Raw genomic sequence first — 21166 nt, 5'->3', positions numbered from 1 at the left:
CGTACACTACTGCTGTAGTGCACTTCACTACAGCAGTAGTATCGCCGTGTGGCCACGAAACGCGAACAGATCCTCGACGCCGCCATCGACGTGCTGGGCACGCGCGGGCCGCGGGCGCTGACCCACCGCGCGGCCGACGACGCGGCCGGTGTCCCCAGCGGGTCGGCCTCCAACTACTTCCGCACCCGCGAGGCACTGCTGATCGGCATCGCCGAACGGCTAGAGGAACGCGACCGCGCCGACTGGGAAACGCTGAACCACCTGCTCGGCCCCGCCACGATCGAGCATCTCGTCGAGGGCCTCGCCCGGTTCGTCCTGCACGCCACCGGCCCCGATCGGGCGCGCACCCTCGCGAGGTTCGCGCTGTTCGGCGAGGCACAGACGATGCCCGCGCTGCACGAGTCGTTGCAGCGCGGGCATCACCGGATCCGGGACTGGGCGATCGAGATGGCGGCGCGGGTCGGGATCGCCCCCGGTGACACGACGATCCTGGTCGACTACCTCGACGGTGTCGTCGCGCACCGGCTCGGCGGCGCGGGAACCGACACCGATCCCCGCGCCGCGATCGGCCGCCTGGTCGGCGCGCTGACCGTCAGCTGACGATCGCGAACAGCACCGCCGCCACCGCGAAACTCACCACGGACAACACGGTTTCGAGCACCGTCCAGGTCTGCAGGGTCTGCTTCACGGTCATGTTGAAGTACTTCGCGATGATCCAGAAGCCGCCGTCGTTGACGTGGCTGGCGATGATCGAGCCCGCCGCGATCGCCATGGCGATCAGCGCGATCGACATCTGCGAGTAGCCCTGATCGGTCACCAGCGGCGCGACGATGCCGCCGGTGGTGACGATGGCGACCGTCGCCGAACCCTGCGCGACCCGCAGACCGCAGCTGATCAGGTACGACAGCACGATCACCGGCAGGCCCGCCGCGGACATGGTGTCGGCGAGTGCGGTGCCGATGCCGGTCGCGGAGATGACCTTGCCGAAGAAGGCGCCCGCGCCGACCACCAGCAGCACCATGCCGACCGGCTTGAGCGATTCGGCGGTGATGGTGCTCAGCTCCTGCACCGACGATCCGCGCCGGATGCCGAGCAGGTAGAACGCCACCAGCACGGTGATGAGCAGCGCGACCGCGGGCGTGCCGAGGAAGGTGAGCACCTGCAGCAGGGCCGAATCCTTGTCCAGCAGTTGATAACCGAAAGTCGCGCCGAGGATCAGTACCAGCGGGATCGCGATGATCGCGCCGATCAGGGCGACCGACGGCGGCGATTTCGTCAGCACCGCCGTGCCACCGGAACCCTCGGCGCTGTCACCGGCGCTCGCCCCGGCGGGCTCGAGCGGCACGAACTCGCTGGGCACGTCGACCTGCACGCGCTTGCCGATCCAGGTACCCCACACGATGCCCGCGGCGATGAATCCCGGGATGCCACAGACGAATCCCATGATGATCAGCCAACCCAGGCTCACCCCGAGCAGACCACCCAGCGCGACCGGACCGGGGTGCGGCGGCAGGAACGCGTGCGTCATCGACAGACCGGCCAGCATCGGCATGGCGTAGAGCACCAGCGAGCGTCCGCCGCGCTTGGCCGCGACATAGACCAGCGGTGCGAGGACGAAGATGCCGATGTCGAAGAACACCGGGATCCCGAAGATGAGGCCGAGCAGGCCCATCGCGACGGGAGCGCCCTTCTCGCCGAAAGTCTTCAGCAGTTTGTCGGTGAGCACGTCGGCGCCGCCGGATCGTTCGAGGATCGCGCCGAGCACGGTGCCGAGACCGATGATCACGGCGATGTGCCCGAGGATTCCGCCGAAGCCGGTTTCCAGCAGTGATTCACCGGCTTTCAGTGGTGTGCCGACGATCTGGGAGACCGGGAGTCCCGCGGCCAGCGCCAGCAACAGACCGGTCAGCAGCAGCGCGACGAACGGCTCCAGTTTGACCTTGATGATGGCGATGAGTAGCACGGCGATCGCGAGACCGCACAGCACCAGCAACCCGGGGGTGGTGGTGCGCAACCAGTCGACAGTGGCGCCCATGGGATACCTCTCAATCAAGCGAATGGACGAAGCGTGCGGCTTGGGAGCCGATATGGGACCAGCGCGAATTCGCGACGTCCAGGGGCGCGACCACCTCGGTGCCCGCGGTGACGGCGATCGCTCCCGCCCGCAGGAACTCGCGGGCATTGTGGGAGTTGACGCCGCCGGAGGGGATCAGGAACACGTGCGGGAAGGGACCGAGCAGGTCCTTCAGATAGGCGGGCCCGAGCGCGCGCGCCGGGAAGATCTTGACCGCGGCCGCGCCCAGCTCGACCGCCGCCAGCACCTCGGACGGGGTGAACGCGCCCATCACGACCGGAATCCCGTGCGCGACAGCGACGTCGGCCACCTCGGGCCGCAGCGCGGGCGTCACCAGGAACTTCGCGCCCGCCTCGATCGCGGCCTCGGCCTGATCGCGCCGGGTCACCGTACCGACGCCGATCACGGCGGCGCTCACCGCCGATGCCTTGCGAACGGCGTCGAGCACGCCGAGGGTGGTGAAGGTGAGCTCGACCGCGCGGATGCCCGCGCCTGCCAGGGCTTCGGCGAGCCCGACCGGGTCGGGGATGTCCGGCGCCCGCACCACGGTGAGCGCGCGGTCGGCGCGGATCACCGCCATCGCCTCGGACGACGAGCTCTGCAGCGGGTTCATCGGGTCTCCTCTCGGGTGGCGTCCAGCCGCAGCGCGCGACCGGCGCGCACGCCGGTCGCGCTGCCGTTCTCCAGCGCGAATTCGCCGTTGACCAGCACGTGCTGGATGCCCTGTGCCTGTTGTCGGGGATCTTCGAAGGTCGCGGTGTCGTGGATCGTCGCCGGATCGAAGACGACCACGTCGGCGGCGTGACCGGGGCGGATCAGGCCGCGCTCGGCCAGCCGCAGCCGGGCGGCGGGCCTGCCGGTGAGGTGGTGCACGCACTCCTCCAGCCCGAGCACGCCCAGGTCGCGGACATAGCGGGACAGGTAGCGCGGGAAGGTGCCCCAGGCGCGCGGATGCGGCCGGGCGCCGACGAGCAGACCGTCGCTGCCGCCCATGTGGCCCGCGTCGACCATGATCGCGCGCACGTTCTCCTCGTGGCCGACGTGCTGCAGGATCGTGGTGGCCAGCTGATCCCGGCACAGCAGCTCGAAGAACACCTCGACCGGCGCCCGGTGCTCCGCGTCGGCGATCTGGGCGACGGTGCGGCCGACGTAGCCCGCCAGCGCGTCGTCGCCGACGCCGCTGATCTGGATGGTCTCCCATTCGACCGTGACCCCGTGACACCCGTCGGAGCCGTTGACGTTCACGTCCGCGGTGATCCTGGCGCGCTCGGCGGCGTCGTCGAGCCGGGCCAGCGCGGCATCCGGTCCGCCCGACATCGCCCAGCTCGGCAGCAGCGCCGAGAGCGTGGTGGAGCCGGGCAGGTACGGGTAGGTGTCGAGGGTGATGTCGCAGCCGTCGGCCCTGGCCTGCGCGACCATCGCGAGGAATTCCGGTGCGCGCCCGCGGTTCACGCCGAAGTTCATGGTGGCGTGGGTCAGGTGCAGCGCGCAGCCGGTGACCTTCGCCAAACCCATCATCTCCGCGTAGGCCTCCAGCGCACCCGCGCCGTAGGAGCGGGTGTGCGGGGCGTAGAAGCCGCCGTAGGAGGCCACGACCGCGCACAGCGCGGCCAGCTCACCGGTGTCGGCGTACATGCCGGGGGTGTAGGTGAGTCCGCTCGACATGCCGACCGCGCCCTCGTCGAGCCCCTGGGCCAGCAGCGCGCACATCCGGTCGATCTCGGCGGTGGTGGCCGGGCGCTGCTCGGTGCCGACGACGAGCAGTCGCAGCGTGCCCTGCGGCACCAGGTAGGCGGCATTGGGCGTGATGCCCTGATCGAGCCGGTCCAGGTACTGCCCGACCGTGCGCCAGGAGAAGTCGAAGCCGGCCGGATTGCCGTTCCAGCCGGCGATCTGCTTGCGTACCACCGCGAGCGCGGCGTCGTCGATCGGCGCGTAGGACAGGCCGTCCTGGCCGATCACCTCGGTGGTGACGCCCTGGGTGATCTTCGGGAAGTGGTCGGGGTGGGTCAGCAGGTGCAGGTCCGAATGCGCGTGCATGTCGATGAAGCCGGGGCTGAGCACCGAACCGGGCTGTGCCGGAACCACTCTCGCGGTGCCGGTGTCGATCGATGCGGGCGCGGCCACCTCGGCGATGCGCCCGCCACGGATCAGGACGTCGCCGCGGACGCGCGGGTCACCGGTGCCGTCGACGATGTCGATGTCGCGAAACAGTAAGTCGGTCATGGTCATCGGTCAGAAGTAGGTGCGGATCAGGTCGACAACGCGCGGGCTCCGTGCCGCCGCGTCGTCGATCACCGGGATGAGGCGCCATTTGTCGAACGCCGTGCACGGGTGCGACAGCCCGAGCCGCACGATGCTGCCGACCGGGAGATCGGCGGCGTCGGCGCCGGGCAGCCGCAGGAAGGTGTGCTGATCGTTGAGCGCGCTGACGTGCGCGCCCGCGGGCAGCGCGCCGCCGACCACCAGCTGCGGCACCGGCAGCCCCTCGTCGAAGGGGAAGTCGCGTTTCCCGCCGTCGAGCAGCGCCAGTTCCGGTTCCGGCCGGGAGACCACGCGGGCCCAGCCGTGCATCGCGGCCCGCAGACCGGGGTCGACGGCGGGCGCGGCCAGCGGCGAGATGCCGGCGTAGAAGCCGTCGTCGTGGACGAGGTAGGCGCCGCTGCGCAGCACGACCGTCGTGCTCGCGTCGGCCAGCCCGGCCAGTTCCGCGACGACGAGTTCGGGATAGGCACTGCCGCCCGCGGTGACGATCGCCGGACCGGCGTAGGCCCCGGCCGCGGCGAGTTCGGTGTGCAGGGCGGCCAGTTCGCCGAGGTAGTCGCGCACGGCCGCGACGCCGGCGCCGCTGCGATCGTGGGCCAGCGCGCCCTCGTACCCGGCGACACCGGCGAGGGCGAGCCGGTCGCTGGCCCGCAGCGCGGCCGCGACGGCGTGACCTTCGGCGCGGGTCCGCGCGCCGGTGCGCCCGTGCGGGCCGCCGAGCTCGACCAGGACCCGGACCCGGGGACCGGGCGGGGTGTCGCGCAGGATCTTGTCCATCAATTCGACGGTGGCGACGCTGTCGGCCCAGCAGAAGAATTCGAATCCGGCATCGCGCGCGGATTCCGCGGCGACCCAGGTCAGGGCGGCCGGATCGACGAGCGCGTTGGCGAGCATGATCCGCCCGACGCCGAACGAACGCGCGACCTGGGCCTGCCAGCCGGTGGCCAGCGTGATCGCCCACGACCCCGCCGTCAGCTGGTCCCGCCAGAGCTGCGGGGACATCGTGGTCTTGCCGTGTGGTGCCAGCGCGACGCCTGCGGCCGCGGTCCAGCCCGCCATCAGCGCGATATTGGCGTCGAGCAGCCCGCGGTCGAGGGTGAGCAGCGGGGTTTCCCACCGGTCCAGTTCCGGTGCGTCCGCGAGATATTCGCGCACGGTCCGGCCCCAGGCCGCGGGCGGCACGCTCTTGTCGCGCGGGCCGATCGCCTCGTCGGCGAGCGCGTCCACGACGGCGTTGTCGATCGTCACAGCATCCCTTTCCGTCGAGCGACCGGGAGTCACCCGGCCGCTCGGTCATATCGGGTAAACATTGCATGATGTGCAACGCTGGTTGCATCTAATGTTTCTGCTCGTTATTGTGCATCCCAGAGGCAGTGACCGCAACCACGAAAGGGCGAAAAAGGTGACCCAGGCAACATCGGTGCCGCCCAGAGCGGTCACCGTCGGCGAGGGACTGGCCGTGCTCGTCGCCCGCCCCGGACCGCTGGAGCAGTCCCCGCACTTCGACCGGAGCGCGGGTGGCGCCGAGGCCAATGTGGCCACCGTGCTCACCCAGCTCGGCGTCGCGGCGGCGTGGCTGTCCCGCGTGGGCGACGACGGCTTCGGGCGCTATCTGGTCGCGCAACTGGCGGCCCAGGGCGTCGAGGTCGGCGCGGTCGCCGTCGACCCGGACCGGCCGACCGGGCTCTACGTCAAGGAACGCGGCAGCGGGTCCGGCGCCGCCCACGACCTGCCCGCGCACGCCAGCCGGATGCACTACTACCGCGCCGGGTCCGCCGCCAGCGCGCTGTCGCCCGCCGATCTCGCGACCAGGACGGCCGCCGCCCTGCTCGACGACACCGACCTGGTGCATTTCACCGGCATCACCCCGGCGCTGTCGGAGTCGGCCAACCAGCTGACCCGCACCCTGCTCGCCCTCCCCCGGCGCGGCCGGCTGGTCAGCTTCGACCTGAACTACCGTCCGGCACTGTGGGGTTCGCGGGTCGACGAGGCGGCCGACGAACTCGCCGCCCATGTCCGCGGCGCCGACGTGGTGCTGCTCGGCGCCGACGAAGCCGAGGAGCTCTTCGGCACCGGCGATCCGGCCGCACTGCGCGCGCTGTTCCCCGAGCCCGCCCAGCTGGTCGTCAAGAACGACAAGCACACCGTCACCGGATTCGACGGCGACACCGTGGTCGAGGTGCCCGCGCTGGCGCTCGAGATCACCGAGCGGATCGGCGCCGGCGACGCCTTCGCCGGCGGCTACCTCGCCGCCCTGCTGCACGACGCCGACCCGCGCACCCGGCTGCGCTACGGCCATCTGTGCGCCGCCGCCGCGCTCACCGCCACCGGCGACGCGGCGAAAATCCCTCCGGTACAGGACATCCGGCGTCTCGCGCAGCTGCCGGACGCGGACTGGGCCGGGCTGCGCTATCCGGACGCACTGGATGGGACGATCAGGCCATGAGTCAAAGCGTGTCGCGCGCCCTGTCCATTCTCATCGCCCTCGGCGAGGACTCGCAGTCCCTCGACGAGCTGGCCGGGCGGCTCGGCGTGCACAAGTCGACCGTGCTGCGCCTGCTGCAGACCATGCAGGCGGAACGATTCGTCGTGCGCGACAACGCCCACCGGTACTCGCTGGGCACCCGCATGTTCGAACTGGCCAGTCACGCGCTGGAGAACCGCGATGTCCGCACCGTCGCCCGACCGCACCTGAGCGCGCTGGGCGCCGCCACCGGGCAGACCGTCCACCTGGCCGCCTACGAGTCCGGCGACGCCGTCTACATCGACAAGGTCGACGCCGAGCAGGCGGTGCGGATGTACTCGCGGATCGGCAGACCCGCGCCGCTGCACTGCACCGCGGTCGGCAAGGTGCTGGTCGCGGCCCTGCCGCGGGCCGAGTGGCGCGCGGTCGCCGCGCGGCTGGACTACCACCCCTTCACCACCCGCACCCTGCGCACGCCCGAGCAGTATCTGGCCGAGCTCGAACTGGTCGCCGCGCAGGGCTTCGCCGAGGACCACGAGGAACACGAGAGCTTCGTCAACTGCATCGGTGTGCCGGTGCGCGACGGGATCGGCGCGGTGGTGGCCGCGGTGTCGGTCTCGGTCCCCGACGTGCTGCTCGACCACGATCAGGTGCTGGCGCTGTTGCCGCAGGTCAGGGCGACCGCCGACGCCATCTCCACCGAACTCGGCTGGGCTCCCCGCCGAGACGTCACCGCGAGGAAAGGCTGAACTCCATGGCTGCCGAGAAGTCCGTCAAGATCGCCGTGCGCACCACCGACGCGCCCGCGCCGGCGCACACCTTCTCCCAGGGCGTGCGCAAGGGCCCGTTCGTGCAGGTCTCGGGCCAGGGACCGGTCGACCCGGCGACCAACGAGTACCTGCACCCCGGCGACGTCGCCGCGCAGACCACCCGCACGTTGATGAACGTCAAGGCGATCGTCGACGCCGCCGGCGCCACCTTCGACGACGTGGTGATGCTGCGCGTCTATCTCACCAAAAGGGAGGATTTCGCGGTGATGAACGAGGCGTATGGTGAATTCGTCACCAAGCACACGACCGGTGACGTGCTGCCTTCCCGCACCACCGTCTTCACCGGCTTGCCGCGCGCGGAGATGCTGGTCGAGATCGACGCCATCGCCGTCGTAACGGACTGAGCCACAACGTTTCCGGTGATGTCTCCGACATCACGCACCACCCCGTGTTGAGATGGGGCTGCCCCTTCCGGGGGGCTGCTCCGCCCGTTCTACCCGAGGATCTGCCATGTTCGCCAAGATCGCCCGCCCGCTCGCCGTCGCCGCCGTCGCCCTCTCCGTCACCGCCGTCGGCGCTGGTACCGCCTCGGCCGCCACCGCCGAGCCCGTCGTCGGCTCGGTCGCCGTCTGCATCGGCATCCCGGTCGGCCCGGTGACCGTCACCTTCTGCATCTAGCGGCCAGCGGCTAGCCGGAGTTACGCAACGCGGTGGCCAGGCCGTTCATGGTGAGCAGGATGCCCCGCTTCACCAGTTCGGAATCGTCACCGCCGCGCAGCCTGCGCAACAGATCCACCTGTAGCTGATTGAGCGGTTCCAGGTAGGGGAAGCGGTTGTGGATCGACTCCGCCAGGGACGGGTTGTCGCTGAGCAGTTCCTCGTGGCCGGTCACGGCCAGGTACATGCGGATGGTGCGGGCGTGCTCGTCGCGGATCATCCCGAAGATCTGCGCGCGCAGCGCCGGGTCCTCGACCAGGTCGGCGTAGCGGGCGGCGATGTCGAGGTCACTCTTGGCCATCACCTGAGCCAGGTTCGACAGCACCGTCCGGAAGAACGGCCAGCGCTGGTAGAGGTCGGTGAGCCGGGCCAGCCGCTGCGGATCGTCGCCGACCCAGTCCGCGAGCGCGGTGCCGGTGCCGTACCAGCCCGGCAGCATGACGCGCGCCTGGCTCCAGGCCATCACCCACGGGATCGCGCGCAGATCCGACACCGAGTTGGTGGGTTTGCGCGAGGCCGGGCGGCTGCCGATATTGAGGTCGCCGACCTCGGCCACTGGGGTGGACTGCCGGAAGTAGGCGACGAAGCCCGGGGTGTCGTGCACCAGGCGCCCGTAGGCCGCGCGGGCCCTGGCGGCGAGCTCGTCGAGCAGCTCGTAGGCCGGTTCGGCGTCCTCGCCCAGTCCTTCCACGTCCAGCAGCGTCGATTCCAGGGTGCCCGCGATCAGCGACTCCAGATTGCGGTGCGCCGCGCCCTGTTCGGAGTACTTCGCGGCGATCACCTCGCCCTGTTCGGTGAGCCGCAGCGAACCCTGCACCGCGCCCGCGGGCTGGGCCAGGATGGCGTCGTAGCTGCGCCCGCCACCGCGGCCGACGGTGCCGCCGCGGCCGTGGAACAGCCGCAACCGGATGCCCGACTTGCGCGCCACCTCGACCAGGTCCAGCTCCGCCCGGTACAGCGCCCAGTTCGCGGCCAGGTACCCGCCGTCCTTGTTGGAGTCGGAGTACCCGAGCATCACCTCCTGCCGCATCCCCGCCGCGGCGACCAGCTCGCGATACACCGGCACGTCCAGCACCGCCGCCAGCGTCGCCGCGCCCGCGCCCAGGTCCTCGATGGTCTCGAACAGCGGCACGATGCCGACCGGGCTGCTCGGCGCGCCCTCGGCGGTACCCGGATCGAGAATGCCCGCTTCCTTGAGCAGCAGCGCGGCCTCGAGCATGTCGCTGACCGAGGTGCACATGCTGATGATGTAGTTCGGGATGGCGGCGGCGCCGAAGGTATCGATCACCTCCTTGCCCGCGCGCAGCACGCCCAGTTCCTTGGCGGCGAGCTCGCTGAGCTGCGCGTGCGGACCGAGCAGCGGTCGGCGGGTGCGCAATTCGTTCGCCAGCAGCTCGACCCGCTCGGCCTCCGACAGGCTCGGGTAGTCGGCGTGCACGCCCGACCAGGCCAGCAGTTCGGTGACGACCTGCTCGTGCACCTCGGAGTTCTGCCGCATGTCCAGGGCCTGCAGGTGGAAGCCGAACGTCTCGATGGCGTGGCGCAGCGCGGCGAGCCGGTCGTCGGCGAGCAGGGCGTCCCCGCCGGCGCGCAGCGAGAGGTCGACCGCGTCGAGATCGTCGAGGACCGCCTGCGGCGTGGCATACGGGACGGCGGGCCCGTCGAGACCGTGCTCCGGCAGGACGCCGAGCGCCCGTACGGCGGTGGCGCTGAGCCGGGCCCGGATCGCGTGCAGCGCACGGCGATACGGCTCGTCGGCGAAGACCGCCGGGTCGGGATAGCCGGCTTCGGCGAGCGCGGCGACCGCGGGGCTCACCTGGACCAGCCGGGCCGACAGCGACAGCGTCTTCTCCAGCTCGACCAGCTCGTCCAGGTACCGGCCGAAGGCGTAGGCGGCGGCCTGCTCGGCGGCGGTGTGCACGACTTCGCCTGTCACATAGGGGTTTCCGTCGCGGTCGCCGCCGATCCACGAGCCGGGGCGCAGGATCGGGCGCGGCAGCAGCTCGACCTCGGGCCAGCGGTACCGCAGCGCGGCGCGCACCTGCGCGTTGATCGCCGGGATGACGTCGTAGAGGGTCAGGTCGTAGTAGCGCAGGCCGACCGAGATCTCGTCCTGGATCCGCAAGCGCGCCAACCGGATCAGCGCGGTGCGCCACAGGGTGAGCACCTCGCGGCGGATCCGCAGTTCGGACTCGTCGAAGCCGGGATCACCGGGTTCGAGCCTGCGCCGCAGCCGCATCAGCTCGGTGATCTTGGCCTGCACGTCGAAGACGGTGCGCCTGCGGGTCTCGGTCGGGTGCGCGGTGATCACCGGGGAGACCAGCGCGTCGGTGAGCAGATCGGCGACCGTCGCGCCGTCGAGGGCGGCCGCGTCGAGCTTGTCGTAGGTGGCGGCCAGCGAGGAGTCCTGCGGCGGCTCCCCCGCCGAGACGTGCGCGGCGCGGCGCCGGTCGCGCTGGATGTCCTCGGCGAGATTGGCCAGCAGCACGAAGTAGCTGAACGCCCGGATCAGCGGAATCGCGATCTCGGTGGGCGTGCCGTCGAGCATGTCGGCGACCGCGCTGCGTTCGACCTCCTCGCGGCGCACCCGGAACGCCTCGGTGCGTACCCGCTCGATCAGGTCGAAGACCTCGGGACCCTCGTGGTCGCGGATGGTGTCACCGAGGATGCCGCCGAGAAACCGGATGTCCTCGCGCAGCGGCCGGGTGGCTTCCTGCTCCTGCACGGTTCGCGATTCGCCCATGGAAAGACAGTATTGCCGCCGTGGCCGTCCCGCGACCCGGCGACGCGCCCCGGCCCGCCACGATGCCCGAGGTCACACCTCCAGCGACCGGATCACCCGCGCCGGGTTGCCCGCCGCGAACACCCGGTCGGGCAGATCGCGGGTGACCACGCTGCCCGCGCCGACCACCACATCGTCGCCGATGGTCACGCCGGGGCACACGATCACCCCGCCGCCGAACCACGCGTTGTTCCCGATCCGGATCGGCGCCGCGGATTCCCACCGCTGCCTGCGCTTCTCGTGATCGTCCATCGGGTGCAGGGCGGTCAGCAGCTGGCAGCGCGGCCCGATCGAGCAGTCGTCGCCGATGACGATCGGCGCGCAGTCGAGCAGGATCGCGTCGTAGTTGAGAAAACTGTTGGACCCGATCTCGACGAGATAGCCGTAGTCGCACTGGAACCGGGGCATGATCCAGGAGCCCTCCCCCACCTTGCCGAGCAGGTCACTCAGCAACTCGGTCCGGCGGTCGGTCTCGTCGGGTCCGGTCCGGTTGAACTCGTCGCAGAGGCGTTGTGCCCGTTGCCGTTCGGCCACCAGCTCGGGATCGCTGTCCTGGTAGAGCTGCCCGCTCAACATCCGCTGTTTCTGCTCGCCCATGACGCCGAGTGTAAGGGCGAACGACGGCGTGCCATTGTGCGTCGACGGGCGGATCGTTAGCGTTGATCAGCATGGTGTCGATGACGCATCTCGCGTCCTTCGCGGGGCTGGCGTTCCTGCTCGTCGTTGTTCCCGGGCCGAGCGTGCTGTTCACGATCAGCCGGGCGCTCACGGTCGGCAGGCGTGCGGCGATACTCACGGTAGTCGGCAATTCGGCCGGGGTGTACGTGCAGGTCATCGCGGTCGCCGTCGGGCTCGGCGCGCTCGTGGCAACCTCGGTGGCGCTGTTCACCGCCGTGAAGCTGATCGGCGCGCTGTATCTGGTCTACCTGGGGGTCCAGGCGATCCGGCACCGGGGCGACCTGGCCGAAGCGCTGCGGCCCGGCCGGCCCGAGTCCGGCTACGCCACCCTCGCGGTGCTGCGCGACGGGTTCGTCGTCGGCTTCGCCAATCCGAAGACCATCGTCTTCCTGGCCGCGCTGTTGCCGCAGTTCGTCGACACCGCCCGCGGTGGGGTGCCGCAGCAGATGCTGGTGCTCGGCATCTGCATCCCGCTGTTCGGGCTGATCTTCGACACGCTGTGGGCGCTGGCGGCGGACTCCGTCCGCGGCTGGCTGGCCCGCACGCCACGGCGGATGGCCGCGGTCGGCGGCACCAGCGGCCTGATGATGATCGGGCTCGGTACGTCGCTGGCCTTCACCGGACGCAAGGACTGACCTCCGGCGATGCCGCGGCAGCACCGCGAAAGTAGGGTCGATGTCGTGACAACAGCGCGCACCCGGCACAACTACACCGGCACCTCGGTCGCCGAACGGCAGATCGAGCGCCGCGCGCTGTTCATCGAGGCCGGGCTGACCGTGTTCGCGGAGAAGTCCTATGCCAACAGTTCGCTGACCGACGTGTGCGCGGCGGCGGGGCTGTCGCGACGGCAGTTCTACGAGCAGTTCGCCGGGCGCGAGGAACTGCTCGTCGCCGTCTACGACGCGGTACAGGGCAGGGCGCGGGACGCGGTCGCCGCGGCGCTGGCGACCGCCGAGACCGACGACCTGCGCGCGCTCATCGACGCCGCGGTCCGCGCCTACACCAGGGCGATCACCGACGATATCCGTTGCGTCACCGTGGCTTTCGTGGAGATCGTCGGGGTGAGCCCGGCGATCGAGGCGCATCGCGCGCAGGTCAGGGACCAGTGGGGCGAGGTGGTCGCCGCGATCGCGCAGGGGCGCGAGGGCGTGCGGACCCCGCCCGGCGGCTGGCGGGTCGCGATGGCCGCCTTCATCGGCGCCGTCAACGGCGCGGTGCACCAGTGGAGCATGGACGACCCGCGGCCACCCGTGGACGAGCTCGTCGATGTCTTCTCCACCCTGCTCAACGCGCTGACCGCCGCGTAGTCCGACCGCCGATTGCGATCTACACCACACCCGTGCCATAGTAGCCGTCATTGAGACGAAGGCGTCTCAATTCACGTGAGGACTGTGCACGATGAGATCTCCCTTCGCTCTGCGATGGATGGCCCTGGTCACCGGCGCGCTCGCGGCCGCGACGGTGCTGGTGGCCGGGCCGGTCGCGGCCGACCCGGCCGCCGTGGCGCCCGCGCCGGTGATTCCCCTCCCGCCCGAACTCGATCCGGGCTTCTACCTGCCGCCCGCCGAGGTCGTGGCGGCCACGGCGCCGGGCGCGATCATCGCCGTCCGGCAGGTGCGCGTCGCCGATTTCGGCCTGCTGCCGATCGACGTCGACGCCTGGCAGGTGTCCTACCGCTCCAACAACAGCCGCGACGAGGCGATCCCGGCGGTCGCCACCGTGATCAAGCCGCGCGGCCAGGCGCCCGCGCCGCGCAAGCTGCTCTCGGTGCAGCTGGCCGAGGACTCCACCGCGGGTTACTGCGCGCCGTCCTATGCGCTGCAACATCTTTCGGTGGCACCGCTCGCGGGTCAGATCGTGGTGCCCGCCGAATTCCTGTTCGCCCAGGCCGCGCTGGCGCAGGGCTGGGCCGTCGTCGTGCCCGATCACCAGGGCCCGAATTCGGCCTACGCGGCCGGACCGCTGGCCGGGCGGATCACCCTCGACGGCATTCGCGCGGCGACCTCGTTCGCGCCGCTCGAGGTGGGACCGACCGCGCCGGTCGGGCTCTACGGCTACTCCGGCGGCTCGATCGCGACCGGTCACGCCGCCGAACTGAAGGCCACCTACGCACCCGAGCTGAACATCGTCGGCGCGGCCGAGGGCGGGGTCGGCGCCGATCTCGGCGCCGCGCTGAGCATGGCGAACAACCAGCTCACCTCAGGCCTGGTCTTCGCGGCCGTCCTCGGCCTGACCCGCGAGTACCCGGACTTCGCCGCCTATCTCGACCAGCGGCTCGATCCGCTCGGCAAGGGCCTGTCCGCGATCAAGTCACCGCTGTGCGTGCAGTACCAGTCGGCCCTGCTGCCGTTCCTGAACCTGACCGGCATGATCGGCTCGGACGGCAACCCCCTGGACGACCCGCCGGTCGCGGCGATGCTCGACGACACCCGCATGGGCAGGGCCACCCCCGACATGCCGATGTTCCTGTGGCATTCCGCGTGGGACGAGATCCTGCCGCTGGGCGCGACCAACACCCTGGTCGACACGTACTGCCGGGACCCGAAGACCTCGCTCACCTACACCCGCGACCACGCCAGTGAGCACGTCGTCGCCGAGGTGGTCGGCGGTCCCGCCGCGCTGCTGTGGCTGAGCGACCGGCTCGACGGCGTCCCCGCCCCGACCGGCTGCACCATCTCCGACGCGGGCACCATGGCCGCCACGCCGGGCGCGCTCGGCTTCCTCGGCGACACCCTGGCGGCGAAGTTCGCCACCCTGTTCGGCATGCCGCTGGGCAGCCGCTGAGCCTGCGGGGTGCGGTCACGACAGACCGCACCCCGCACGAAATCCGCTGCGGCGAACGAGTCTTCGCCTCGAAGCGATCGCCACCCCCGCGCACCGACGAATTCGGTGATACACATTGACGTTCGATGTTGATTTGTATCATACTCGCCGAGTTCGTCGATCATGAGCAGGAGGTGCCCCGGTGACCGACAACGCACGGGCAGCGCTGGAGATTCTTCGCGATGCGGGGCAGTTCAAGTGGTATGTCATTCCGCTCTTACTGCTGGTCATCTACGTCTACTCGGTCGAGGTCGAGCGCCGGAACTGGAACGTGCTGTTCGCCGGCCTGGCGCTGTGGGGCATGGACTGGTTCAACGAGATCTGGAATTCACTGGTCTTCCACGTCACCGACCGGGCGCCGGTGTGGGGCGCGAGCGGGCCGACGGCGTTTCAGATCCTGATCGGGCTCAATATCGAGATCTGCTTCATGTTCGCGATCATGGGCGTCGCGGCGGCGAAGATGCTGCCGCCCAAACAGACCCGGATCTTCGGGCTGCCGAACCGGCCTGTACTCATCGCGGTCAACTCGGCCGCGGCGGTCGGGGTCGAAGTGGTGCTGAACAAGGCGGGCGTGCTCACCTGGGACTGGTCCTGGTGGCAGCCGGGCTTCCCGTTCCTCATCTGGATCATCGGCTACGTGCCGTTCTTCGCGGCCTGCTTCTATGTGCACGACCTGCCCAGTGTGCGGAGTAAGGCACTGGTGGTCGGCACCATCTTCGGTATCGACGCGATCGCCCTGGTCGTCTTCGGTGCGGCGGGGTGGCTGTGAGGCCCGGGCACGCCGTCCGGCGTGGTGCACTGCTCGCGGCGACCGGACTGGTGTTCGCCGCGGTGACAGCACCCTCGGCGACTGTCGCCGACCCGGGCTGTCTGCCGATCGGCACCGTCGGCACGCCCGAGGTGACGGTCGACGACTCCACCGCGGGCCTGGCCGACTTCGCCCCGGCGACGGTCGCCCTGCCCGACCAGGTGTACTTCCGCTCGAGCACCGAGTCGTTCAACCGGCGCTGGACCTTCGCCACCCGCGACGGCGCGGTGTACGTGAAAGAGGCCGCCGCCGTGGGTGGTTGGCGCACCGTCGCGCTGCCGGGCTGTCTGGCGGGCACGATCGCCGGTGTCTCGGCCGACGACGACGAAGTGATGATGATCGACCGCGACGGCCGGTTCATCACCATGGATCACGCGCTCAGCGCGCCCAGGGACTGGAACTGGAGCAGCCGCTACGGCACGCCGCTGTGGACCGGGCCGGGCAATACCCTGCCACCGGGGACGCTCACCTGGTCGTGGTCGGTGCTGTCGCCCAACGACGATCACGTCTGGACCGACACTGCGGGCAACGAGCATCCGGTCGGCGGGGCGAAGGTGTCGCACGTGTTCGCCCTGACCCACGGGGGCCGGCGGATCCAGTACGTCGATCCGTGGCTGCCGGTGGATCACAGCTACGAGATGGGCACCCCACTGGGTGGGCGGTTCCAGGCGGTGGCGCTGTCGACCAGCGCGTCGACTTCGCTGGTGGTCAACCGGTTCGGTGACTTCTACACGCGCCTCTACGATTTCGACATCTCCGGCGCGGACAAGGTGTTCTTCCGCTACTCCTACGAGGACCAGCGGGGGCTGCCCGAGGCGCCGGACATGCTCGCCGAGCGCGTCGACAGCCGCTACGCCGCGATCCAGCTGCCCGCGCCGGACTGGGTCGCCCAGCCGAAGGTGCCCGGCGAGATCACCGACCGCGTCTCCGTCCACCGGACCGCGCCCGGCTCGACCGCCCGCGAGCTGCGGGTGGAGGGCCGCGACGGCGGGCGCACCGGCTTCTGGCGCAAGATGCTCACCGATCCCGCGTGGTCGTTCGTGCCCACCGATCAGCCGCTCACCGGTGCGGCACTGGAGAATTCGCCGAACAGCCGCGCAACGGAAACGCTCGGACCGGCCTCGCCCTACGACTACCTCGGCGCGTCGTCCCAGGGCTGGACCGCCCAGGTGCGCTCCTTCGACCAAGCCGTGTCCCCCACTCCCCTGCGCGTCGACTTCACCGACGGCACCGGCGTCGACCTCATCCTGCACACCGTCGACGGGTTGCGCCAGACCCCGCAGCAGCCCGGCATCACCGGTCAGCCGCGCGTCTTCGACGGCACGATCGAAGTACCCGAGCAGCTGCTGGCCACGCTCGACACCCAGCCGGTCGCGGTGCGCGATTTCATCCGGAACACCCTGGGCGGCAACCGCTTCACGGACACGTCCGTCGAGGTCACCGACCGCGGGTTCCGCCTGGCCCGGTGGGATCTCACCCTGCACCGACGCTGATTGCGGGCACCGGGCGGTGGGTCAGCTCACCTCCCGGTGCCGGGGCTGGACGCGATGCAGCAGGACCTGTTCGAGCAGGGCCACCAGGACATCGCGGACCGAGTCGCGGTCGCGCGCGTCGCAGTCCAGCACGGGGATCCAGTCGTCGAGGCCGAGGGCTTCGCGGACCTCGGTGAGGTCGAAGCGGGTGGCGTCGTCGAAGCGGTTGACCACGACGACGAACGGGGTGTCGTGCTCCTCGAAGTAGTCCAGCACCGGGTAGCAGTCCTCGACCCGGCCGGTGTCGACGACGATGACCGCGCCGAGGGCTCCGTCGACGAGGTCGTCCCAGAGGAACACGAAACGGTCCTGGCCCGGGGTACCGAACAGGTACAGGATCAGCGACTGGTCCAGGGTGATGCGGCCGAAGTCCAGCGCGACCGTGGTGGCGGTCTTCTCGGCGCGGCGGCCCGGGTCGTCGACGCCGATCGACACCTCGGTCATCGACGCCTCCGTCACCAGCGGCTCGATCTCGGAGATGGCGCCGATGAAGGTGGTCTTGCCGACGCCGAAGCCGCCGCTGACCACGATCTTCACCGACGACGGCATCGCCGGTGCGGCGGTACGGAATTCAGAGTGCGCGAACAAGATCCCTGATCCTCTCGATGGCGGCGGTCGACAGTTCCGGGGCGTCGCGGACCGACACGTGGCCCGCCGCGGCCAGGTCGCTGACGATCACCTTGGCGATGCCGACCGGAACCCGCAGGGCGGCACCGATTTCGGCGATGGAGTGCGGTCGCAGGCACAACTGCACGACGGTGCGTTCCTCGAACCGCAGCGGCGCCGACAGCGCGGACGGCGGCGCCTGCACGAGGGTTTCGATGCGCAGCCCGTCCAGCACCGGGACGGTGCGGCCCGCGGTGACCACGAACGGCCGGACGAAGCGATCGTCGACGTCGTCGACGTCGGTGGGCGCCACCGGGACCGGCGGTAGCTCCTCGCGCCAGCCGGTCGGGCGGTTCATCGGGATCATGCGCGGATCGGGCAGCCGGGGACGATCGGGATCTCTCATCTGCGCAACGACTCTCGCAGTTCGCCGATCAGCCGTGGGTCGAGCAGCGAACCCGCGCGTTCGGCCAGCACCGCCATCTCGTAGCCGACCAGGCCGACATCGCAGCCACCGTCGGCGATCACCCCGAGGCAACTGCCGTCACCGAGCGCCGAGACCAGCAGGAATCCGCGCTTCATCTCGATCATGATCAGCTTCAGGCCGTCGAAATCGTAACTGCGCGAAGCACTGCGGGCGAGGCTGGACAGGCCCGACACCATGGCGGCCAACCGGTCGGCGCCGGTGCGGTCCAGGCCGTCGGACATGGCGATGAGCAGCCCGTCGGAGGACACGGCGACGGTGTCGCGCACGCCGTCGGTGTTGCGGACGAAGTTGCCGAGCAGCCAGTTGAAGGTGTGGGGATCGGCGGTCGGTAGATGGGTGGTCACCGGGAGCTCCTGTGGTCGGGTCCGATCGGTCAGTGGGTCGGATCGTGCGGGGTGGTACCGGGTGTGGTGTCGCCGCCGCGTTCGTGGCCGGTGCGGAACGACGAGAGCATGGTGCGCGTCTGGTCGGGGGTCCGTTCGACGACCGGCGGCCGGTCCTCGCGGAGCACCGGTTCCCGGCGCGGACGGTCGGGCGAGCCGGTGATCTTGGCGCGCTTGCTGCGCTTCACCAGGCCGTTGCGGGTGCGTTCGACGGCGGCGGGGCCGGTCGGGTCGACGGCCGCCAGATCGTGCCGGATACCCGGCGTCGGCACGTCGGCGCGCGCGACCTCCGCGGAGTCACCGTGCGCCACGCCGTTGCGGCCGCGGTCGGTGGCAGGAGTTCCCGGTGTCGTGCTGTGGCGCACCGGGTGCGCGCCCGGCGGGTGCACGCCGTTGCGCACCCGATCCGCGCCGGAGGCGCCGTTCGTGCCGAACGACGCCGGTCCCACACCGTTGCGCGCGCCGCTCGGGTCGGCGGATGCCGGTGCTCCGCCGTCGCGTGGGTGATCGCCCGCGCCGGGGATCGCCGGGGCCGGATCGTTCGGTGTGCCGTGGTAGCCGATGGCATTGGTGGTGCTGCTGAGGAACTGCGCGTAGACCGAATCGCCGGGGGCGGCGGTGCCGTTGGGCGGAGCGGAGTCGGGGTTCCGGCTGTGCCGCGATCGGTCGGGTGCGTCGAATCGCCAGTGCTCCGCCAGCGCGTTCGGCGACCGGGAATCGTCCTGCACGACAACGGATCCGGCGACATCCGGCGTGACGGCCGTGCCGTTGCGCCCCGACGGCACGTCCGCGCGGCCGGATTCCGGCGCGCCGGAGCGGTCCCGGGCGGCGGCCGGTTCGACCGGGCGGGCGCTCTCGTCGACGAGAATGCTCGGCGGCAGCAGCAGGCGGGCGACGATGCCGCTGACCGGGGAGGTGTTGAGCTCCACGTCGATGCCGAGGCGGCCGGCCAGCCTGCCGACGACGTAGTGCCCGAGGTAGCGGGTGGAGGCGACGATGAAGTCCTGTTCGCCGCGCAGCCGCGCGTTGGCCTCGGCGAGCTGGTCGGCGGGCATGCCGACGCCGTGGTCGACGACGGCGAGCAGATACCCGCCCGCCACCTTGCGGCCGTAGACCTCGACCTCGAGGTCCGGCGGGGAGAAGGCCAGGCCGTTCTCGATGAGTTCGGCCAGCACGTGGGCGAGTTCGCTGACGACCGCGCCCGCGATCGCGATGTCGTCGACCCGGCGCAGCACCACCCGGCGGTAGTCGTCGACCTCCGACAGGCCGGCCCGGATGACATCGGTGAGCGCGATCGGCTCGGCCCATCGGCGCGGGCTCGCCTCACCGACGAGCACCAGCAGGCTCTCCGCGTTGCGCCGCATGCGGGTAGCCAGATGGTCGAGTTCGAACAGGTTCGACAGCGCCTTCGGGTCGAGTTCCTCGCGCTCGAACTCGCTGATCAGCCCGAGCTGCCTGCGCACCAGGTTCTGGTTGCGGCGGGCCAGGTTGGCCATCGACTCGGTGGTGTTGCGCCGCACCAGCGCCTGCTCGGAGGCCAGGTCGAACGCGGTGGACTGCACCCGGTCCAGCGCACCGGCGACCGCGCCGATCTCGGCGCTGGCGCCCGGCGGCGTGCGCACGGGCGCGGGCGGTTCGGGACGGCTGTCGGCGGACCCGCGCCACGCGGCGATCACCTCGGGCAGCCGGCTCGACGCCACGTCGTCGGCTTCGGCGGCGAGCCGGGCCAGCGGGCGGACGATGGCCCGGATACTCGCGAACACCAGCGCCACCTCGGCGGCGATCGCCAGCAGGGCAGCCAGCGCGAAGCCGGCCAGGATCAGCGCGGCGTCGCGGCGCAGGTCTTCGGCGCGGGCGCGCACGTCGTCGCCGACGGCCTGCTGCACGACGCGCTGTTCGTCGATGACGTCGGTCATCCGCGACCACCACACCGCCGGGTCGACCAGCTGGGTCAGCGGACCCGCCGTGGAGGCGATCGCGACGTTCTCCGATTCGGCTGCCAGCGTGGCACTCTCCCCCGCCATGACCGCGTCGAGCCGGTCCTGCTGGGCGGGCGTGGCATCGCGGTCGAACTGGGTGAGCGCGGCATTGCGGGCGGCGCGGATGTCGAGGAACTGCACGTACTCCCCCGGCCCGAACTCCCCGGCGGCGAACACACCGTTGAGGAAGCCGCGTTCCCGCGCGGTGAACTCCTTGGCGTCACCGAGGGCGTAGAGCGCCTGCAAGCCGTGCCGCACCGCCGGATCGCGAGCCTGGTCCAGGCCGAGCGCCAACCGGTTCATCGCGTCGATGCTGTCGGAATAGAACTGGAAGGCCGCCGGGCGCGAGACCGTGCGGGTATCGATCTGCGAGCGAACGCCGGGCAGCCCGGCCAGATGCCCCAGCGCCGAGCGGACCTCGCCCGCGCCGGGCGGATCGGCCGCGATGATGCCCGCCAGATTCCGCAGCGCCACGTCGGTGCCCGCCCGCTGCTCGGTGAGCGGGGCCAGCAGCCGCTGGTCGCCGCCGAGCAGACCGTTGCTCAGGCCGCGTTCGCGCTGCACCTGGTGCACCAGATCCTGGGCGGCCAGCGCCACCGCGACCGCGTCGACGGTCTCGCCACTGCGTCGGAAGGCGCTGATCTGCCCCGCCATCGTCAGGCCGAGCAGGGCTAGGACCAGCACCAGCGAGACCGCCAGGATCCGGGCGAGCTGCCCGGCGATAGTGCGCGGCCGGATCAGCCTGCCGCCCGCGGCCTGCCGACGGGAATGTGAACGCACCACCTGCTCCTTCGAAAC

Annotated in this window: 20 protein-coding genes; 10 read left to right on the top strand and 10 right to left on the bottom strand. The window is 70.8% G+C overall.

Going from position 1 to position 21166, the window contains the following annotated elements; genetic code table 11:
* Positions 1-48 precede the first annotated feature (48 nt).
* Entirely contained in the window at positions 49-600 is a 552-nt protein-coding gene (locus AB0L91_RS31625; protein ID WP_365016217.1) for a TetR family transcriptional regulator, read from the top strand.
* Here the strand turns inward: AB0L91_RS31625 and AB0L91_RS31620 are convergent.
* The 4 genes from AB0L91_RS31620 to AB0L91_RS31605 are packed head-to-tail and all read right to left on the bottom strand — an operon-like array spanning position 593 to position 5587.
* Positions 593-2035 (bottom strand): gluconate:H+ symporter, encoded by a 1443-nt coding sequence (locus tag AB0L91_RS31620; RefSeq protein WP_365016215.1) that lies wholly within the window; start codon positions 2033-2035, stop codon positions 593-595. The genes AB0L91_RS31625 and AB0L91_RS31620 overlap by 8 nt on opposite strands.
* 10 nt (positions 2036-2045) lie before the next feature.
* Positions 2046-2687 (bottom strand): bifunctional 4-hydroxy-2-oxoglutarate aldolase/2-dehydro-3-deoxy-phosphogluconate aldolase, encoded by a 642-nt coding sequence (locus AB0L91_RS31615; RefSeq protein ID WP_357350465.1) that lies wholly within the window; start codon positions 2685-2687, stop codon positions 2046-2048.
* A complete protein-coding gene (locus AB0L91_RS31610) occupies positions 2684-4300 on the bottom strand; it encodes a D-aminoacylase (RefSeq protein WP_365016213.1) in 1617 nt (538 codons plus the stop codon). Before AB0L91_RS31610 ends, AB0L91_RS31615 begins: the two co-directional genes overlap by 4 nt.
* 9 nt (positions 4301-4309) lie before the next feature.
* Complete coding sequence (locus AB0L91_RS31605; RefSeq protein WP_365016212.1) at positions 4310-5587, bottom strand: amino acid deaminase; 1278 nt, start codon at positions 5585-5587, stop codon at positions 4310-4312.
* A 154-nt stretch (positions 5588-5741) separates the two neighbouring features.
* Between AB0L91_RS31605 and AB0L91_RS31600 the strand changes: the two genes are divergently transcribed.
* The 4 genes from AB0L91_RS31600 to AB0L91_RS31585 all read left to right on the top strand — a co-directional run bounded on the left by AB0L91_RS31600 (position 5742) and on the right by AB0L91_RS31585 (position 8251).
* Complete coding sequence (locus tag AB0L91_RS31600) at positions 5742-6785, top strand: sugar kinase (protein WP_357350459.1); 1044 nt, start codon at positions 5742-5744, stop codon at positions 6783-6785.
* Positions 6782-7552, top strand: a complete 771-nt coding sequence (locus tag AB0L91_RS31595) for an IclR family transcriptional regulator (protein ID WP_357350457.1) — start codon at positions 6782-6784, stop codon at positions 7550-7552. Before AB0L91_RS31600 ends, AB0L91_RS31595 begins: the two co-directional genes overlap by 4 nt.
* Positions 7553-7557: 5 nt before the next feature.
* Entirely contained in the window at positions 7558-7977 is a 420-nt protein-coding gene (locus AB0L91_RS31590; protein WP_355281657.1) for a RidA family protein, read from the top strand.
* A gap of 106 nt (positions 7978-8083) precedes the next feature.
* The gene (locus AB0L91_RS31585) at positions 8084-8251 is read left to right on the top strand and encodes a hypothetical protein (RefSeq protein WP_355281655.1); all 168 of its coding nucleotides are present in this window, start codon (positions 8084-8086) and stop codon (positions 8249-8251) included.
* Between the two features lie 10 nt (positions 8252-8261).
* Here the strand turns inward: AB0L91_RS31585 and ppc are convergent, their stop codons facing one another.
* On the bottom strand, positions 8262-11033 hold the full coding sequence (gene ppc, locus AB0L91_RS31580) for a phosphoenolpyruvate carboxylase (RefSeq protein ID WP_365016209.1): 2772 nt from the start codon (positions 11031-11033) through the stop codon (positions 8262-8264).
* Between the two features lie 72 nt (positions 11034-11105).
* Positions 11106-11669 (bottom strand): sugar O-acetyltransferase, encoded by a 564-nt coding sequence (locus AB0L91_RS31575; protein WP_365016207.1) that lies wholly within the window; start codon positions 11667-11669, stop codon positions 11106-11108.
* An 80-nt stretch (positions 11670-11749) separates the two neighbouring features.
* Between AB0L91_RS31575 and AB0L91_RS31570 the strand changes: the two genes are divergently transcribed.
* The 5 genes from AB0L91_RS31570 (at position 11750) to AB0L91_RS31550 (ending at position 16874) form a co-directional block, all read left to right on the top strand.
* Positions 11750-12385 carry a LysE family translocator gene (locus tag AB0L91_RS31570; RefSeq protein WP_365016206.1) on the top strand — a complete coding sequence of 212 codons (636 nt, stop codon included), beginning with the start codon at positions 11750-11752 and terminating at the stop codon, positions 12383-12385.
* A gap of 45 nt (positions 12386-12430) precedes the next feature.
* Positions 12431-13057 (top strand): TetR/AcrR family transcriptional regulator, encoded by a 627-nt coding sequence (locus tag AB0L91_RS31565; RefSeq protein ID WP_365016205.1) that lies wholly within the window; start codon positions 12431-12433, stop codon positions 13055-13057.
* Positions 13058-13148: 91 nt separating this feature from the next.
* On the top strand, positions 13149-14534 hold the full coding sequence (locus tag AB0L91_RS31560; RefSeq protein ID WP_365016204.1) for a lipase family protein: 1386 nt from the start codon (positions 13149-13151) through the stop codon (positions 14532-14534).
* A gap of 181 nt (positions 14535-14715) precedes the next feature.
* The gene (locus AB0L91_RS31555; protein WP_365016202.1) at positions 14716-15342 is read left to right on the top strand and encodes a hypothetical protein; all 627 of its coding nucleotides are present in this window, start codon (positions 14716-14718) and stop codon (positions 15340-15342) included.
* Positions 15333-16874 (top strand): hypothetical protein, encoded by a 1542-nt coding sequence (locus tag AB0L91_RS31550; RefSeq protein ID WP_365016200.1) that lies wholly within the window; start codon positions 15333-15335, stop codon positions 16872-16874. The genes AB0L91_RS31555 and AB0L91_RS31550 overlap by 10 nt, the downstream gene beginning before the upstream one ends.
* A gap of 21 nt (positions 16875-16895) precedes the next feature.
* Here AB0L91_RS31550 and AB0L91_RS31545 read toward each other — a convergent pair whose 3' ends face one another.
* Genes AB0L91_RS31545 through AB0L91_RS31530 form a run of 4 tightly spaced genes read right to left on the bottom strand, consistent with a single transcriptional unit; the run spans position 16896 to position 21148 of the window.
* Positions 16896-17462, bottom strand: a complete 567-nt coding sequence (locus AB0L91_RS31545) for an ATP/GTP-binding protein (RefSeq protein ID WP_355281844.1) — start codon at positions 17460-17462, stop codon at positions 16896-16898.
* Between the two features lie 22 nt (positions 17463-17484).
* Complete coding sequence (locus tag AB0L91_RS31540) at positions 17485-17925, bottom strand: DUF742 domain-containing protein (protein WP_357350442.1); 441 nt, start codon at positions 17923-17925, stop codon at positions 17485-17487.
* A complete protein-coding gene (locus tag AB0L91_RS31535) occupies positions 17922-18350 on the bottom strand; it encodes a roadblock/LC7 domain-containing protein (RefSeq protein WP_355281632.1) in 429 nt (142 codons plus the stop codon). The genes AB0L91_RS31540 and AB0L91_RS31535 overlap by 4 nt, the downstream gene beginning before the upstream one ends.
* 29 nt (positions 18351-18379) lie before the next feature.
* Complete coding sequence (locus tag AB0L91_RS31530) at positions 18380-21148, bottom strand: nitrate- and nitrite sensing domain-containing protein (RefSeq protein ID WP_365016198.1); 2769 nt, start codon at positions 21146-21148, stop codon at positions 18380-18382.
* Between the last annotated feature and the right edge of the window lie 18 nt (positions 21149-21166).

It is taken from the genome of Nocardia sp. NPDC051833 (genome assembly GCF_040681225.1).
In the GTDB taxonomy this organism is placed as follows: domain Bacteria; phylum Actinomycetota; class Actinomycetes; order Mycobacteriales; family Mycobacteriaceae; genus Nocardia.
The sequence above is the reverse complement of the archived record's forward strand: the minus strand, read 5'-3'. Positions and strand labels throughout refer to the sequence as shown.

Excerpts from the sequence above, each read along its gene's own strand:
- AB0L91_RS31610 (WP_365016213.1), bottom strand. The coding sequence starts at position 4,300 with ATGACCGACTTACTGTTTCGCGACATCGACATCGTCGACGGCACCGGT.
- AB0L91_RS31540 (WP_357350442.1), bottom strand. The coding sequence starts at position 17,925 with ATGAGAGATCCCGATCGTCCCCGGCTGCCCGATCCGCGCATGATCCCG.
- AB0L91_RS31615 (WP_357350465.1), bottom strand. The coding sequence starts at position 2,687 with ATGAACCCGCTGCAGAGCTCGTCGTCCGAGGCGATGGCGGTGATCCGC.
- ppc (WP_365016209.1), bottom strand. The coding sequence starts at position 11,033 with ATGGGCGAATCGCGAACCGTGCAGGAGCAGGAAGCCACCCGGCCGCTG.
- AB0L91_RS31560 (WP_365016204.1), top strand. The coding sequence starts at position 13,149 with ATGAGATCTCCCTTCGCTCTGCGATGGATGGCCCTGGTCACCGGCGCG.
- AB0L91_RS31570 (WP_365016206.1), top strand. The coding sequence starts at position 11,750 with ATGACGCATCTCGCGTCCTTCGCGGGGCTGGCGTTCCTGCTCGTCGTT.
- AB0L91_RS31545 (WP_355281844.1), bottom strand. The coding sequence starts at position 17,462 with ATGCCGTCGTCGGTGAAGATCGTGGTCAGCGGCGGCTTCGGCGTCGGC.
- AB0L91_RS31620 (WP_365016215.1), bottom strand. The coding sequence starts at position 2,035 with ATGGGCGCCACTGTCGACTGGTTGCGCACCACCACCCCCGGGTTGCTG.
- AB0L91_RS31585 (WP_355281655.1), top strand. The coding sequence starts at position 8,084 with ATGTTCGCCAAGATCGCCCGCCCGCTCGCCGTCGCCGCCGTCGCCCTC.
- AB0L91_RS31590 (WP_355281657.1), top strand. The coding sequence starts at position 7,558 with ATGGCTGCCGAGAAGTCCGTCAAGATCGCCGTGCGCACCACCGACGCG.
- AB0L91_RS31595 (WP_357350457.1), top strand. The coding sequence starts at position 6,782 with ATGAGTCAAAGCGTGTCGCGCGCCCTGTCCATTCTCATCGCCCTCGGC.
- AB0L91_RS31575 (WP_365016207.1), bottom strand. The coding sequence starts at position 11,669 with ATGGGCGAGCAGAAACAGCGGATGTTGAGCGGGCAGCTCTACCAGGAC.